Source organism: Opitutus sp. sgz309028, assembly GCF_059821195.1.
Genome location: NZ_JCAMRR010000006.1, coordinates 134,149 through 148,436, shown reverse-complemented (window position 1 = coordinate 148,436; position 14,288 = coordinate 134,149). Strand labels below are relative to the sequence as shown.

Annotated in this window: 13 protein-coding genes; 8 read left to right on the top strand and 5 right to left on the bottom strand. The window is 64.9% G+C overall.

Features of this window, described 5'->3' with window-relative positions:
- Positions 1-269: 269 nt before the first annotated feature.
- Complete coding sequence (locus AC6RV7_RS19975; RefSeq protein WP_500095965.1) at positions 270-2,801, bottom strand: ATP cone domain-containing protein; 2,532 nt, start codon at positions 2,799-2,801, stop codon at positions 270-272.
- A gap of 410 nt (positions 2,802-3,211) precedes the next feature.
- On the opposite strand from AC6RV7_RS19975, the gene AC6RV7_RS19970 reads away from it, so the two are divergent.
- The 5 genes from AC6RV7_RS19970 to AC6RV7_RS19950 all read left to right on the top strand — a co-directional run bounded on the left by AC6RV7_RS19970 (position 3,212) and on the right by AC6RV7_RS19950 (position 6,847).
- Positions 3,212-3,895 (top strand): DUF2062 domain-containing protein, encoded by a 684-nt coding sequence (locus AC6RV7_RS19970; RefSeq protein ID WP_500095964.1) that lies wholly within the window; start codon positions 3,212-3,214, stop codon positions 3,893-3,895.
- Between the two features lie 6 nt (positions 3,896-3,901).
- The gene (locus AC6RV7_RS19965) at positions 3,902-5,296 is read left to right on the top strand and encodes a DUF1343 domain-containing protein (RefSeq protein WP_500095963.1); all 1,395 of its coding nucleotides are present in this window, start codon (positions 3,902-3,904) and stop codon (positions 5,294-5,296) included.
- A gap of 122 nt (positions 5,297-5,418) precedes the next feature.
- The gene (locus AC6RV7_RS19960) at positions 5,419-5,757 is read left to right on the top strand and encodes a hypothetical protein (protein WP_500095962.1); all 339 of its coding nucleotides are present in this window, start codon (positions 5,419-5,421) and stop codon (positions 5,755-5,757) included.
- Positions 5,754-6,209, top strand: coding sequence for a Spy/CpxP family protein refolding chaperone (locus AC6RV7_RS19955; protein WP_500095961.1), 456 nt, complete (start codon positions 5,754-5,756; stop codon positions 6,207-6,209). Before AC6RV7_RS19960 ends, AC6RV7_RS19955 begins: the two co-directional genes overlap by 4 nt.
- A gap of 32 nt (positions 6,210-6,241) precedes the next feature.
- Entirely contained in the window at positions 6,242-6,847 is a 606-nt protein-coding gene (locus AC6RV7_RS19950) for an RNA polymerase sigma factor (protein ID WP_500095960.1), read from the top strand.
- A 151-nt stretch (positions 6,848-6,998) separates the two neighbouring features.
- Here the strand turns inward: AC6RV7_RS19950 and AC6RV7_RS19945 are convergent, their stop codons facing one another.
- Positions 6,999-7,754 (bottom strand): energy transducer TonB, encoded by a 756-nt coding sequence (locus AC6RV7_RS19945; RefSeq protein WP_500095959.1) that lies wholly within the window; start codon positions 7,752-7,754, stop codon positions 6,999-7,001.
- A 155-nt stretch (positions 7,755-7,909) separates the two neighbouring features.
- On the opposite strand from AC6RV7_RS19945, the gene AC6RV7_RS19940 reads away from it, so the two are divergent.
- From AC6RV7_RS19940 to AC6RV7_RS19930, 3 genes are all read left to right on the top strand, one after another.
- A complete protein-coding gene (locus AC6RV7_RS19940) occupies positions 7,910-8,953 on the top strand; it encodes a sugar phosphate isomerase/epimerase family protein (RefSeq protein ID WP_500095958.1) in 1,044 nt (347 codons plus the stop codon).
- A gap of 111 nt (positions 8,954-9,064) precedes the next feature.
- Positions 9,065-10,147 carry a Gfo/Idh/MocA family protein gene (locus AC6RV7_RS19935; protein ID WP_500095957.1) on the top strand — a complete coding sequence of 361 codons (1,083 nt, stop codon included), beginning with the start codon at positions 9,065-9,067 and terminating at the stop codon, positions 10,145-10,147.
- 95 nt (positions 10,148-10,242) lie between these two features.
- On the top strand, positions 10,243-11,412 hold the full coding sequence (locus AC6RV7_RS19930; protein ID WP_500095956.1) for a Gfo/Idh/MocA family protein: 1,170 nt from the start codon (positions 10,243-10,245) through the stop codon (positions 11,410-11,412).
- 124 nt (positions 11,413-11,536) lie between these two features.
- On the opposite strand, the gene msrB is transcribed toward AC6RV7_RS19930, so the two are convergent.
- The 3 genes from msrB to AC6RV7_RS19915 all read right to left on the bottom strand — a co-directional run bounded on the left by msrB (position 11,537) and on the right by AC6RV7_RS19915 (position 14,253).
- A complete protein-coding gene (gene msrB / locus AC6RV7_RS19925; RefSeq protein WP_500095955.1) occupies positions 11,537-12,094 on the bottom strand; it encodes a peptide-methionine (R)-S-oxide reductase MsrB in 558 nt (185 codons plus the stop codon).
- 174 nt (positions 12,095-12,268) lie between these two features.
- Positions 12,269-13,501: an exodeoxyribonuclease VII large subunit gene (gene xseA / locus AC6RV7_RS19920; protein ID WP_500095954.1), complete on the bottom strand. Its 1,233-nt coding sequence runs from the start codon at positions 13,499-13,501 to the stop codon at positions 12,269-12,271.
- Positions 13,502-13,551: 50 nt separating this feature from the next.
- Entirely contained in the window at positions 13,552-14,253 is a 702-nt protein-coding gene (locus tag AC6RV7_RS19915) for a TVP38/TMEM64 family protein (RefSeq protein WP_500095953.1), read from the bottom strand.
- Between the last annotated feature and the right edge of the window lie 35 nt (positions 14,254-14,288).

The window sequence follows — 14,288 nt, the reverse complement described above, 5'->3', positions numbered from 1 at the left end:
CACGCCTCGCGTGCGGAGAGCCCCGGCGAAGTTTCTCAGGCCCCGGGGGTGGCGGTCGGCACGTCGCCGTGTCGAGTGCCCTCTTTCGACACCCGCTCGTGCAACTTAACGACACTACACACGTTGTTGTTGCATCTTATGAGCAACGCGAGACGACCTTATTGCAAAACCTTGGTTACGATGCAGCGTTCGCCCGAAGCGCGAAAAAGGCCCGACGCGATGGTCGGGCCTTGCAAGGGAGCGGAAGCTGGCTGCGGCGTCCCGGCGGCTCAAACAATCTCGCACGCACCGCCTGCGCAGGCGACGGTCGCCTTCAGTTCGGTGACGTCGGAGTCCTCGTGCATCTTCGTGTAGTCGACGCGATAGGGATGCAGCGAATTCCACTTCGTGACATCCGCTTCGGTCGACACCTCCTCGCGCGGCGCCTGCGCGTAGGCTTTGTCGCCCGCATCCTGGAGCAGCGAGATGCCGGTGAAATACTTCCGGTTCGCCCAGATGAAATCCGCCACCTCGTCCCACTCCTCGGCGCGCACCGTGCACGTGTTCGACACATTGTGATGCAGCTCCGGCGAACGTGAGCCCGGATCACCGCCGGGAATCACCCACGACTGCTGCACGAGTTTCACCAATTCCAGGAATTGGATCGCGGTGAGGTCCTTGCGCAGGATCGCTTTTTTCGGCGCCTCGACAGGAAACGTGATCACATCGTCGGTATCCGGATTGTAGACGGACACCTCCGTCATCTGCGGATTCGCGGCCTTGAAGAAGGCGTAGACCGGCTCCTTGCGGTTCGCCTGCACGCGGCGGAAATAGCGGCGCGCGTGGTGCGGGTGGATGCCGGACGCGGCGCCGAGAATCAGCGAAGCGGTGCCCTCGGGTTTGCAGGTGGAGATCTTCGCCGCCGGGTGGATGCCGATCAAAGCGGCGATCACGCGATTCGTGGCGCGGCAGAGCCGGGCGCCGTTCGTCAGGATCTCCGAATCGAACAACACGTTCGGGTTGTCCATGAAGCCGCAGATCGAGACACCGAGCAGCGAGTCGCGCTCGTTGATCAGCCGCGTCACCGGCCCGAGATACGGCATGTCGGTGTAGGCGGCCTGCAGCGTGCCGATGACGGTCGCCGCGATGCACGCGCGGTAGAACGCCGCCTCGGTCGTCGCCGCCTGGCCGTTGATCGTGGTGAGATTGCAGTGCTGGAAACCGGAGAGCCGCGTGGTGCCGGGCAGGTCGCCCTTGTAGCCCCATGCATAAAGCTGGCTCAGCTCCTCGGCACTGAGCTCCCAGTCGACGACCGGGAGGAGGTTGATCTCGGCGCAGGGATTGCAGCCGGCGTCCGGGTGATCGTTGAAGAAGAAACCGGGTTCGCCGAACTCCTTCTGCGCGCGGAAGAGCTTCTTGAAATGCTCGATGTTCTTGTCGCTGCGCGACAGCACCGCGGAGTTGTTCGACGCCGACCGCTGCGGGTGTTTCTCGAACCAGTTGCCCGTCTTGGCATTCATCATCTCCTCGTCGTCGGGCGAGAAGAGGCAGATCGTCGCAGAACGGCGGATACCGCCCGCGAGCACCGCCTTCGCGATGAACATGTTGATGTCGTAAACCTCAATCGGGCGCAGCGCACGACCGGCGGCGTCGGCCAGCAGTTCCTCGACGCGGTTCAACGCCTTCTTGAGCGGCAGGTGGCCGGGGGCCTTGCCGCCGGAGGTTTTCAGCGGCGCGCCGCGCGGACGGATGCTCGAATAGTCGAACTCGACCTTCGTCCCGTCGTAGAACGACTGGAAGAGCGCGTGCAACGCGTCGGCCCAGCCTTCGATCGTGTCCTCGATGTGGTAATGCACGACCGGCAGGTCGTGCTCGGGCGCGCGCGCGGGCAGCGGCCGGAGCATCGCGATGTGATGCTTTTGCACCGAGAAACCGACGCCGCAGCCGCTCAGCAGGAGATAGAAGTATTCACGGAAGAACTCCACGCGGTCGACGTTCGAGAAGCTGCAGTTGAACATCCGGCTGTGGTTCTTGAGGATCGCGTCGCCGCCGAACTGCATCGAGCGCATGCTCGGCAGCACCTTCTTCGCGGCGACCTGCGCAAAGACGTCGACGACGATCTGGTCGAGCCGCGCGCCGCCGAGCGTGCGCTCGAGCAGTTCGCGATTCTTGCCCGCGAGTTCGACGACGTCGGGCGTGAACGCGAGCGGCACCTGAAGGTCGAGCTTCGGGCCGAAGAATTCGAGGTGCATGTCGCGCACGCGCTCGACGCCCTCGACGAAAATCTCGCGCCGCCCGAGCTCCGGACGGTAGCGCGCGTATTTCGCCATCGCGATGTAATCGGCCATGCCGTTGTCCGCGTATTGCGCGAGCCGGCGCTCCGCGTGCCGCGCGCGATAAAGCATGTAGGCGCGCGCGACTTCCCAATGACCCTGCGCCGCGATGGCCTTCTCGGCCGCATCCTGCACCTGCTCGATCGTCGGGTGGCGACCGTTGCGATAATACAACTCCAGCATCTGCGACACCGCCTCGGCGATGCGCGCGACTTCCTTGAACGTGTCGCTATCGAGGCCGTAGCACGCGAGCGGATGATCGCGATCGGGATTCGGCGCGTTGTCCGTGCGCACCTCGTAAAACGCGAGCGCGATGCCGCGCGTGACCTTCATCTGATCGAACCGCGCGCGCGAACCGTCGCGCTTCAATACCATGCGGGCATCGACCGGAATGGCGCGATCGAGCAGCTGCGCACCTTTGCGCAGCGCGGAAATATTGGACGCGAAGGGAGTGGCGGAACGTTGGGACGGAAGGACGAGCGTGCTCATGGCAAAGTCAGCGGGGTGGCGGTGAAGAACGGTTGGAGGCGAACAGAGCAAACACGGCTCTGCTCCAGATCGGAAGGACGGGAGGCACCACTACCAGTCGCGGTTGACGAGAACGTCAACCCCCACCTGTTGGGGTCCCGGGATTATTACCGACCTTCATGAAGATTTCATAATCCGAAGCGTTTCTTGCGCACAAACCTGCCGGAGGGAATGCCCTGCGAGCTTCGGCGGGCAGGTATAAGCACAGGTTCTCGGCATCCCAATTTTCGCGCTGTGCGCGACATGAATGCGGTCAAAATTTGCGCATTTTCCTCGGAGGCTGCACGCGACTTTCAAATCCGCGGTGGTGCGCGCGATTCCTGCGTGTCGACTTGCTTCACGCCCGTTTCTCTCCGCAGTTTCCTGCCCGCATGTCCTCCGATCCGAAGCGCGACGACCTCCCGCACCATCATGCGCGGCGGCTCCGGGCCAAAAAGCTGCTGCGATTCGTCCCGCGGCGGGCGGTGTTTCACCGCTATCCGCTCATCGGACGCTTCGCGGACTTCGCCCGCAAACGCGCTTACCTGTGGTCGTTCAAATCCGAGAACATGCGGCCCGCATTCTACGCCGGATCGATCCTGTCGCTGCTGCCCGTGATGGGCGTGCAGTTGCCGCTCGCGCTGCTACTCAGCCTGCTCCTGCGGGCCAACTTCATGGTCACCGGCGGACTTCAATTCATCACGAATCCGTTCACCGCCGCGCCCATTTACTACGCGACGCATCAGCTCGGCGCGAAACTGATCCAGGTCTCCGGCTTTGGTCACAGCATCGATGTGGTGGACCCGGTGCCGGTCTCGAATTCAGCCGAAATGCCCCGCCTCGAGCCCGCCCGGCCGACCCCGCCGGAGGAGCCCGGCCAGATTCATTGGACGAAGCGCGTCGGCACCGCGATCAATGCGCTCGTGATCGGCGGCGTCGTCTCCGGCACGCTGCTCGGCCTCGCGCTCGATCTGATTTGGAAGATGACGTGGGCCGAACATCACCGGCCCGGCCGGAAAACCCCGCGCCGACGCCCGCATTCCCACTCGACGGACCCGACGGCGCCGCCAAAGTGACGGCCCATGCCCGGGCTTTTCCGCTCCTTCTCGGTCGAGAATCTTTTCACTTCCCTCGCCCTCGCTTTCGGCCTGCTCGGCTGCAGTGCGAGCCAGCCCCCCAGCCGCCCGCTGGCCCCCGCTACGCCGGTCGCCGCGACTCCGACTCCCCCGGCCCCCCGCTATTTCACGCCGCGGATCGCACAGCCCAGCACGCCCCTTGTGTTGCTGGGCGTCGACGTGTTGGAAGCGCAGGGCTTCGCACCGATCAAGGGCAAGCGGGTCGGCCTCCTCACGCACGCGGCGGGCGTTAATCGCAACGGCGTCAGCTCTGTCGAGGTCCTCCGCCGCGCGCCCAACGTCAAACTCGTGGCCCTCTTCAGCCCGGAGCACGGGCTCTACAGTCTCGAAAAAGCGTCGGTCAACGTCGCCAGCGGCACCGACCCGCGCACCGGCCTGCCGGTGTATTCACTTCATGGAGCTGCCACGAAGCCCACCAAGGCGATGCTCAAGGGTCTCGATGCGCTCGTGGTCGATCTGCAGGACATCGGCACGCGCAGCTACACTTACGTCGCCACGATGAAACTGGCGATGGAGGCGTGTTTCGAAAACAACGTCGAATTCGTCGTCCTCGACCGTCCGAATCCGCTCGGCGGACTGAAGGCCGACGGCCCGCCGCTGGACGCGAAATGGGTGAGCTGGAACGTCGGCTCCTTCCGCGTCCCGTATGTCCACGGGCTCACGATCGCCGAACTCGCGCGCATGGCGAAGGAAGCGCCGGGCGTCCTCGGCGTGCCGGATAATGTCCGCGCGCGCGGACGGTTGACGATCGTCCCGATGCGGGGCTGGCGGCGCAGCATGCGCTGGCCCGAGACCGGGCTCAACTGGGTCCCCACGTCGCCGATGATCCAGGATTTCGCCGCGGTGCTCGGTTATCCGATGGTCGGGCTCGGCGCCTTCGCGAATCCGCCCAAGATCGACACCGGTTTCCGCCACGGCATCGGCACGGCTTATCCGTTTCGCGGCATTTCGCACAAGACGGTCAAGATCGACATCCTCGAGCGCGAACTGCTCGCCCTGAATCTTCCCGGCATTCAGTTCCGCCGCGTCAGCGCCCCCGATCGTGACGGAAAACCCGCCGTCGGCCTCTACGTCGAAATCACCGACTACGACGAATGGCGTCCGACGGAGCTGAATTTCTGGCTGATGAAACTGGCGTGCAAGTTGTCGCCGCAGAACCCCTTTCTTCCCGGGCCCGGCCGCGATTTCAGCGGCTTCCTACGGCACATGGGCTCCGAGCAATTCCTGCAGGCGCTGCAGCGCGACGGCGCGCGGGTCGACGTCGCGGCGTTCATCGCGGATTGGGAACGGCGCGCGGCGGTCTACCGCGCGGCCACCAAGCGTTACTGGTTGTATCAGTGAGCTTGGCGGCGGGCGGCGGGAAACCAGAGCGCGCGTTAGCGTCCCGGCAGATTCGCGGAGTTTTTTGAAGGGCGTCCGGTGGCGGCGGTGTTATAAACGTTACCACCGAACCCGTTTTCGCCATGTCCTCCCGCGATCCCCTCGATCCTCTGCTCGATCATTGGTCCGAGACCCCCGAACCCTCGCCGCGCCTTGCCTCCGAAGTCTGGCGGCGCATCGCGCTCGCCGAGGAGGCGAGCCATCCGCACCCGACCGGTTTCCGGGCGATGGTCGAAGCGTGGTTTGCGCGCCCGCCGTTCGCGGCGATGTTCGTGGCGTCCTGCGCGCTGCTGGGCCTTTTCCTCGCGGAGGTCCGCGTCAACGCCCACCAGCAGGAGCGCAACGCCCAACTCGCCCGCAGCTATCTTCAGTTGATCGATCCGCTCCTCAAGAGCGACACGATCGCCCTCCACCAGCCATGAACCGCACCACGCTCATCCTTCTGCTCGGACTGGCGGCGGGCATCGGCTCGCACACGGCGTATTACCGCCTGCACCGGCCGGCCGGCCTCGATTCGCTCGACGGCCAGCTGCTGTGGATCAAATCCGAGCTCAATCTCTCCGACGCGCAATTTACGCAAATCAAGGCGCTCCACGAGGAATCCAGCCCGCGCCTCCGCGCGCTCGCCGCCGAAGTCGCCCGCATGCAGGAGGAGTTCGCCGCCTTCGAAAACACGCGGCGCACGTCCGATCGCGTCGACTTCCTCGAGTTCGCGCAGTTCGTCGAGACCCGTCGCCACATCAATCGCGAATGTCTCGAGTCCACCCGCCGCCTCGTGCAGGCGACCGCCGGCGTGATGACGCCGGAGCAGCGCACGCGTTATCTCGGCATGGTTTCCGCGTTCGAATCCCACCAGGAGCGTCAGCTCAATTGAGCGCGCGCCACTGCCGGCCCACCCCAGCGGCTGTGATTTCCGACCCCGCCACCGATCGCGCCAGCCTCGCCGCGCTCCAGCACGGCGACACGACGGCGCTGAACCGGCTCATCGCGCGCTGGCAGCAGCCGCTGATCAGTTACGCGTTCCGCTACGTGCAGAACTCCGCGGACGCGCACGATCTCGTGGCGGATGTGTTCGTGCGGTTTTATCAACAGCGCGCCCGGCTGCGGCCCGACACCAATGTCTCCGCCTGGCTTTTCACCGCGCTCACGAATCTTTGCCACAATCACCATCGCTGGAAACGCCGGCACCCGACCGTGCCGCTCGATCCCGCTCCGCTGGACGGCGACCGCGACACGCCCGCGCCCGAGCGCGAGATCGCGTCGCCGCTGCCCGGCCCCGGCGCGCTCGTCGCGCAGGACGAGATCCAGGACGCCGTGCGCGCCGCGATCGCGGAACTGCCGCACGATCTGAAAGCCGCGATCCTGCTGCACCATTACCAGCGGCTTTCCTATCGCGAGATCGCCGAGATCACCGGCTGCTCCGAGCGCGGCGTCGAAACGCGACTCTACCGCGCCCGCCAGCAACTGCGAAACCGGCTCGCCGGCTTGATTCGCGAGACGTCGAGTTGCTGACGCCGCGGCGTTCAAGAGCTCCGCAGTCCTTCACGAAAAGCCGATCGCGTGGCTCCTGCGCCGCGCGTTTTTTGTGTCTGAGTTCCGCGACAATAAAAAACCCGGCAGCGCTACGCCGCCGGGTCGAAACCCCAAGAGGATTGTAACCAAATCAGTCGTTCAGCGCCTCGGGCGTGGCGGGACCGGGATTGAAGTTGAAGTCCTGCCGGGCGGCCACGAGGACCGGCACGCCGTGCGACATCGGAGGTTCGAATTCCCACTGCGACACCGCCTCGACCGCCGCCGCCGCAAACGCACCGAGCGATTCGCTCGTCTCGCGCGACACCGCCGGCATCCGGACGTGACCTTTTTCATCGATGAAGAAGTTCACCGTCACCGAGGCCGCCTGCGGTGGCTTCGACGGCTCGATCGGATACAGCGGCCGCACCACCTTGGTCGGCGTCGGGATGCGATCGAGCTGCTGCAGCGTGCCCACCTTGTAGCTGTAAGCGCTCGGCCGCAGCTGGTAGTTGCGCATCTCGACGTAGGAGGAAACCGTCATGTCGACGACCACCAAGCCCTGCCGTTCGAAGTTGAACGTCAGGTCCATGATCGCGCCCACCGGCTGACCGCCGACCCACGCCGGCTCGTAACGCCATTGTTTGAGCGCGGCGACCGCGCTGTCGGCAAATGCCGGGTGCGAATAGGCTGTGACGAGCGCGTCGGTCAGCTTGCCTTTTTCGTCGACCGAGATGGTGACACGTGCCTCACCGGCCGTGACGCCCAGTTCGTTCACGCGGAGCGGGAAAATCGGCGTCTCCGTCTGGATGATCTTCATCGGCGTGTAACCCGCCGTCTGGGCGGACACCGCCGGAACCGTCGCCGCGCACACCAGCGCGGGAATGAGAAGGAAAGCTCGGGAGTTCATGATAGCGAGGGTTGCCCGGCATAACACCGCAGTCCCGCCCACCCCTTCATCTTCGCTCGCCGGCGGCGAAATTCGCCCTTGCCGCCCTTCGCCGCCGGGGCGAAACAAAAGCTCCTCCGGCGCGTCTCGCCGCGCCGTAAACCCCGATTACTCTTATGCCCAGAACTGTCACCCTCTTCACCGGCCAGTGGGCCGATCTTCCCCTCACCGAGCTCGCTCCGCTCGCCAAGAAAATGGGCTACGACGGCCTCGAGCTCGCCTGCTGGGGCGATCACTTCGACGTCGACCAGGCGGCGTCTTCCAAAAAATACGTCGCCGAGAAATGGCAGCTCCTCGCCGATCACGGCCTGTCCTGCTTCGCGGTTTCCAACCACCTCGTCGGCCAGGCGGTTTGCGACCTGATCGACGAACGCCATAAGGCGATCCTCCCGCCCGACGTCTGGGGCGACGGCAATCCCGAGGGCGTCCGCAAGCGCGCCGCGAAGAAGCTCGCGCTCACCGCGAAAGCCGCGCGCGCCTTCCTCGACGCCCGCCCGAAAAGCCTCGGCGCCGCCGACTTCCCCGCCGTCGTCAACGGCTTCACCGGCTCCTCCATCTGGCACTCGATCTACGCCTTCCCCCCGACCTCGCAGGCGTATTGGGATGCTGGATTCGCCGACTTCGGCAAACGCTTCGGCCCGATCCTCGACGCCTTCGACAAGGTCAACGTCAACTTCGCGCTCGAGGTGCACCCGACGGAAATCGCGTTCGACATCGCCAGCGCGCAGCGCGCCCTCGCCGCCGTGAAGCAGCACAAGCGTTTCGGCTTCAACTACGACCCGTCGCATCTCGGGTATCAGGGAGTCGATTACGTGAAGTTCATCCGCGCCTTCGGCAACCGCATCTACCACGCCCACATGAAGGACGTCTGGTGGGGCCACGGCAACGGCGAGGCCGGCGTCTTCGGCGGCCACACGACGTTTGGCGACGCCCGTCGCTACTGGGATTTCCGGTCCGTCGGCCGCGGCGACATCAACTTCGAGGAGATCATCGTCGCGTTGAACGACGTCGACTATCGCGGCCCGCTCTCCGTCGAATGGGAGGACATCCGCATGGACCGCGTGCATGGCGCGACCGAGTCCGCCGCGTTTCTCCGCCGGCTCGACTTCGCCCGCAGCGCCGTCGCCTTCGACGCCGCCTTCGACAAAAAGAACCAGTAACAATCGAAACCACGAAATACACGAACCACACGAAAAGGCCGATCCACCAAGGCCCGGATTCTTTCGTGTATTTCGTGTGTTTCGTGGTTCCTCATTTCTGAACCTCCTCTCATGAGCACCAAAATCGCCATCATCGGCGCCGGCGGCATGGCCGCCTATCACGCCACCGGTTTCCGCAATGCCGGCGCCGACATCGTCGCGCTGGCCGACGTCAACCAGGCCGCCGCCGAACGCGCCGCCGCCAAGCACGGCATCGGCCGCGTGTTCACCAGCGTCTCCGAGATGCTGCGCGACGTGCCCGAGCTCGACGCGGTCTCCATCATCGTCCCCAACAAATACCACGCCCCGCTCGCGCTCCAGGCGCTCAAGGCCGGCAAGCACGTCTTCTGCGAAAAACCGCCCGCGATGAACGCGCGCGAGATGACGCAGATGCAGGCCGCCGCCAAGGCCGCGAAACGCACGTTGATGTTCAACTTCAACAACCGCGCGCGCCCCGAGAGCTACGCGATGATGGACTACATCCAGCAGGGCGTCGTCGGCCGCATCAATTCCTGTCAGGCAAAATGGATCCGCCGCACCGGCATCCCTGGTTTCGGCGGCTGGTTCACCACCAAGGCGCTCTCCGGCGGCGGCCCGCTCATCGACCTGCTCCACATGGTTGACCTCGGCCTCTATTTCATGGGCTACCCGGAGCCGGCGCACGTGCTCGCGCAGACGTTCAACGACCACATCACCGACAAGAACTTCAAGGGTCCGTGGGGCATTCCGGACGTCGCGAAAGGCGCGACCGACGTCGAGGCCGCGGCGCACGGCTTCGTCACCTTCACGACCGGCCAGACGCTGTCGTTCCAGGTTTCCTGGGCCGAGATGAACAAGCGCGAGGAAGTCTCGGTCGTTTTCCAAGGCACCAAGGCCGGCGGCATGGTCCAGCGTCTCTTCGGCCTCGACGGCCTCGACCACACCGCAATCGACGCCTGTGAACTCTACACCCAGGACAACGGCCGCTCCGTCAACCGCAGCATCATCGTCCCGCCCGACGAGCCGATGGGCCGCGTGCGCTCCGCGATGAATTTCGTCTACGCGCTCGAAGGCAAAGAAAAGCCGTTGAACACCCCGGACCAGGCCCTGTCGCTGATGAAGATCATCGACGGCGCCTACAAATCCGCCGCGACGAAAAAGCCCGTCGCGCTGTAATATCCAAAGTAGCGAGCATCGAGTAGCGGGTAGCGGGCATCCCAAGTCTCGCGCCCCTACTCGCTACCCGCTACTCGCTACCTCCTTCCCTCACCATGAAACTCAACCGCAAACTCCGCATGGGCATGGTCGGCGGCGGCCGTGGCGCCTTCATCGGCGCCGTGCACCGCATGGCCGCCCGTCTCGACGGCGAGATCGACCTCGTCGCGGGCTGCTTCTCCTCCGATCCGCAAAAATCGAAGCTCTCCGGCCAGGACCTGTTCCTCGATCCGGCCCGCGTTTACGCGACCTACGAGGAGATGGCGCAAAAGGAAGCCGCGCTTCCCGCCGACCAGCGCATCGACTTCGTCTCGATCGTCACGCGCAACAACACCCACTTCGCCGTCGCCAAAACGTTTCTCGAAGCGGGCTTCCACGTCGTGTGCGACAAGCCGCTGTGTTTCACCCGCAAGGAAGGCCTGAAGCTGCGCGAGATCGTCCGCAAGACCGGCAAGGTCTTCGCACTCACGCACAACTACACCGGCTATCCGATGGTCAAAGAGGCGCGCGACTGGGTGCGCTCCGGCAAGCTCGGCAAGATCCTCAAGGTCGTCGTCGAGTATCCGCAGGGCTACGCCATCACCGCGCTCGAGGAAAAAGCCGACGGGGCCATCTCCAACTGGCGCATGGACCCGTCCGTCTCCGGCGTCTCCAACTGCATGGGCGACATCGGCACGCACGCGCACAATCTCGCCCGCTACATCACCGGCCTCGACATCGACGAGATCTGCGCCGAGCTCTCCACCTTTATCCCCGGCCGTCCGCTCGACGACGACGGCAACTGCCTGATCCGTTTCGCCGGCGGCGCCAAGGGCATCCTCTACGCGTCGCAGATCTCCCACGGTGAGGAAAACAACCTGCGTATCCGCGTTTATGGGACGAAGGGCGGCCTCGAGTGGCACCAGGAAGATCCGAACGAACTCGTGTTCAAGCGCGCGGATGCACCGCCCGTGGTCTCGCGTCGGGGCAACAGCTATCTCAGCGATGCGGCCCAAGGCGCCACGCGCACGCCGTTCGCGCATCCGGAAGGCTTCATCGAAGCGTTCGCCAACGTTTACCGTTCCGCCGCGACCGCGATCGCGGACGCGGTGGCGGGCCGCAAGCCACCCAAGGGCGGCTACGATTTCCCGACGGTGGACGACGGCATCGCCGGCATGGCCTTCATCGAAAGCGTGGTGAAGAGTTCCAAGTCCGGCGCGAAATGGGTGAAGTTTCCGCGGGATTAGGGTCCGGTTTGTCATTGCGAGGAGCAAAGCGACGAAGCAATCCATCCAGCCTCTCGACTTCAGCTGGATCGCCACGTCGTCCCGCGTCCGCGGGACTCCTCGCGATGACAATGGGCGTATGCCCCTACTTCGCCGCCACCGTCCCTTGATTCTTCGCCACCCACGCTTCGTAATCCTTCCGCGGCATGAAGCGCAATGAGGCGCTATTGATGCAGTAGCGCAGACCGCCTTTATCGCGCGGGCCATCCTCGAACACGTGGCCCAAATGCGCCCCGTCGACGGCGCAGTGCACTTCCGTGCGAACCATGCCGTAACTCACGTCACGCGTCTCGCCGACAAACGCCGGCTCGATCGGCTTCGTGAAACTCGGCCAGCCCGTGCCGCTCTCGAATTTGTCCCGGCTGTCGAACAGCGGCGTGTCGCTGCACACCGAGAAATAGACGCCGTCCTCGTGGTTGTTCCAATACTCGTTGCGAAACGGCGGCTCCGTGCCCTGCTGCCGCGCCACGCGATACTGCGTCGGCGTCAGCAGCTTTTTCCACTCCGCGTTGCTGCGTTTCACCTTGGTTTTCGACATGTCGATCACGACATGCGACGGCAGCCCGCAGGCCGATTTCTCGCCGTCAATGGCGCACGCCGCGTCGCCCGGCGCGGTCGTTTCGGAAGCTTTGGTCGATTTCATAGAAGTGGCCGCGACGGCCGCCGCCGCTGACAGAAGAAAGGGGAGCCAAGCGAAGCGTTTCATCGTGTCGGTAAGAGTAGCACCAAACCTCCAATATTCCACCGCTCACCTCCAGCCACCGCAAAAACCAGAGTGTCATATAATGGATGACACTCTAGTTTCCCGCGCGATCGTTCACTCCGCGCGCACCGGCAGCGTGCCGTCGCCGAATTCGGCGGTGAGTTTCTGGCCGCTCGCGACGTCCTTCCGGCGAGGCAGCGGGCGGCCCTGCTCGTCGCGCATGATCACGAAACCGCGGTTCAACACCGACTGCGGGCTCGCGCCTTGCAGCCGTTTCCACAGTGCCAGCAAGCGATGCGATTCGATCTGCACGCGCTTCTCCGGCGAGCGCTGCATCAGGAGCGAACGCGCCTCCGCCAGCCGCTGCCGTTTCCCGTGCAGCTCCGCGCGCCACGCGCCCGCGAGCCGGTTTGCCAAATCGTCCAGCCGCAGAAATCCCTGCTCGATCTGCGCGGTCGGCGACAACAGCCGCAGCCGCGAGCGCGCGTGGTCGACTCTACCCGCGGCGCGCTCGAGCGTGTTTTCGCCCGCGGCCAGCATCGCCTCGCTCGCCCTCAGCGCCCGCTGCGCCGCCGCCACGAAGTGACTCGAGATCAACTCCGCCGCCGCGCTCGGCGTCTCCGCGCGCACGTCCGCGGCAAAATCGCACAGCGAGAAATCGATCTCGTGCCCCACCGCCGAAACGATCGGCACCGCGCACGCCGCCACCGCGCGCACGAGCGGTTCTTCGTTGAACGCCCACAGGTCTTCCAGGCTCCCGCCCCCGCGTCCGATCACGAGCAGGTCGAAAATCCCAAGTCGCTGCGCCACCTCCAGCATCGCCACCATCTCCGCCGCGGCGCCGTCGCCCTGCACCTTCGCGGGCAGCACGACCACACGGCCGCGCCAGCCGCGCCGCTTCAAGATTCGCAGAAAATCCTGCACGGCCGCGCCGGTCGGCGACGTCACGAATCCGATCGTCGCCGGCATCTCCGGCAGCGCGCGTTTTTTCTCGCTCGCGAACAATCCCTCCGCCGCCAGCCGCTCCTTCAGTGCTTCGAACTCGCGCCGCAGCCGGCCTTCGCCGTCGTCGATGATCGCGCGCACGATGAACTGATACTGCCCGCGCGCCTCGTAGAGGCTGATCTCGCCGAACACCACGATCTGCAATCCATCTCGCAACTTCACCGTTTGCCGCACCGCATCGCCCCGAAACAGCACGGCGTTCATCGCCGCACCCGCGTCCTTGAGACAGAAATACACGTGACCGCTCGCCTGCGCGCGCAGGTTCGACACCTCGCCGCGCACCCAGCCCGGACGCAGCCCGCGCTCGAGCAGCGTCTTCACGCGCCGCGTGAATTCGCTCACCGATTCGACACGTTCGTCCGCGTTTGAAAACAAACTCTCGTCCCGCGTCCTCATGGGCCGGTTTCTCCTTCCAAGCGCTGCGCCGCTTTCTTCTTCCCGTAATGCTTCCGCGCCCAATGCGTGGCCACGACCGCCAACACGAGCACGCTCGCCGCCAGCATCGCCAGGCGCCCCTTACCGTGGAGCAGCGCATCACCAAAAAGCACGAAGCCGGCCGTGTAGATCCACGTGACCACGCACGAAACCAGCAGATATCGGCCGAACGGCACGCCCGCCAAACCGAGCAGATAGTTTTGCACGAAGAACGGCACGCCCGGCGTCACGCGCGTGATGATCGCGAGGTCCGTCAAATCGCCCGCGTCCATCTCCGGCAGCTTGTAACCGAGACGCGTCATCAGCCGCTCCAGAAACGGCCGCAGGGCACGACGCGCGAGCGCATAGGTGATCACCATGTTCACCGTCATCGCGATCAGCGACAGCGTCACCACTAGCGGCAGTCCAAGTTTCGGCCCGAACACCGGTCCGGCCGTCAACGTGAAGGTCAACGCCGGCACCCCGAACGCCGGCAAAATCGCCATCGCCGTGAAGTAAATTTCCGGCCCCGCCGTCCGGATCAACGCCAGCCCTTGCTCGACAAGGCCGCGCACATCCACGCCTCGCATCACCACCACCGCCACCGCGATCAAGATCGCCGCGACGATCGCGAGCTTCAGCAGCAAGGCGTTCTTCTTTGGTCCGTCGGCTCCAGCCATCGCGGCAGCCTGCCCGCGCCCGCGCGCGACCGTCA

Coding starts and splice junctions, on each gene's coding strand:
- AC6RV7_RS19975 (WP_500095965.1), bottom strand. CDS start 2,801: ATGAGCACGCTCGTCCTTCCGTCCCAACGTTCCGCCACTCCCTTCGCG.
- AC6RV7_RS19970 (WP_500095964.1), top strand. CDS start 3,212: ATGTCCTCCGATCCGAAGCGCGACGACCTCCCGCACCATCATGCGCGG.
- AC6RV7_RS19965 (WP_500095963.1), top strand. CDS start 3,902: ATGCCCGGGCTTTTCCGCTCCTTCTCGGTCGAGAATCTTTTCACTTCC.
- AC6RV7_RS19960 (WP_500095962.1), top strand. CDS start 5,419: ATGTCCTCCCGCGATCCCCTCGATCCTCTGCTCGATCATTGGTCCGAG.
- AC6RV7_RS19955 (WP_500095961.1), top strand. CDS start 5,754: ATGAACCGCACCACGCTCATCCTTCTGCTCGGACTGGCGGCGGGCATC.
- AC6RV7_RS19945 (WP_500095959.1), bottom strand. CDS start 7,754: ATGAACTCCCGAGCTTTCCTTCTCATTCCCGCGCTGGTGTGCGCGGCG.
- AC6RV7_RS19940 (WP_500095958.1), top strand. CDS start 7,910: ATGCCCAGAACTGTCACCCTCTTCACCGGCCAGTGGGCCGATCTTCCC.
- AC6RV7_RS19935 (WP_500095957.1), top strand. CDS start 9,065: ATGAGCACCAAAATCGCCATCATCGGCGCCGGCGGCATGGCCGCCTAT.
- AC6RV7_RS19930 (WP_500095956.1), top strand. CDS start 10,243: ATGAAACTCAACCGCAAACTCCGCATGGGCATGGTCGGCGGCGGCCGT.
- msrB (WP_500095955.1), bottom strand. CDS start 12,094: ATGAAATCGACCAAAGCTTCCGAAACGACCGCGCCGGGCGACGCGGCG.
- AC6RV7_RS19915 (WP_500095953.1), bottom strand. CDS start 14,253: ATGGCTGGAGCCGACGGACCAAAGAAGAACGCCTTGCTGCTGAAGCTC.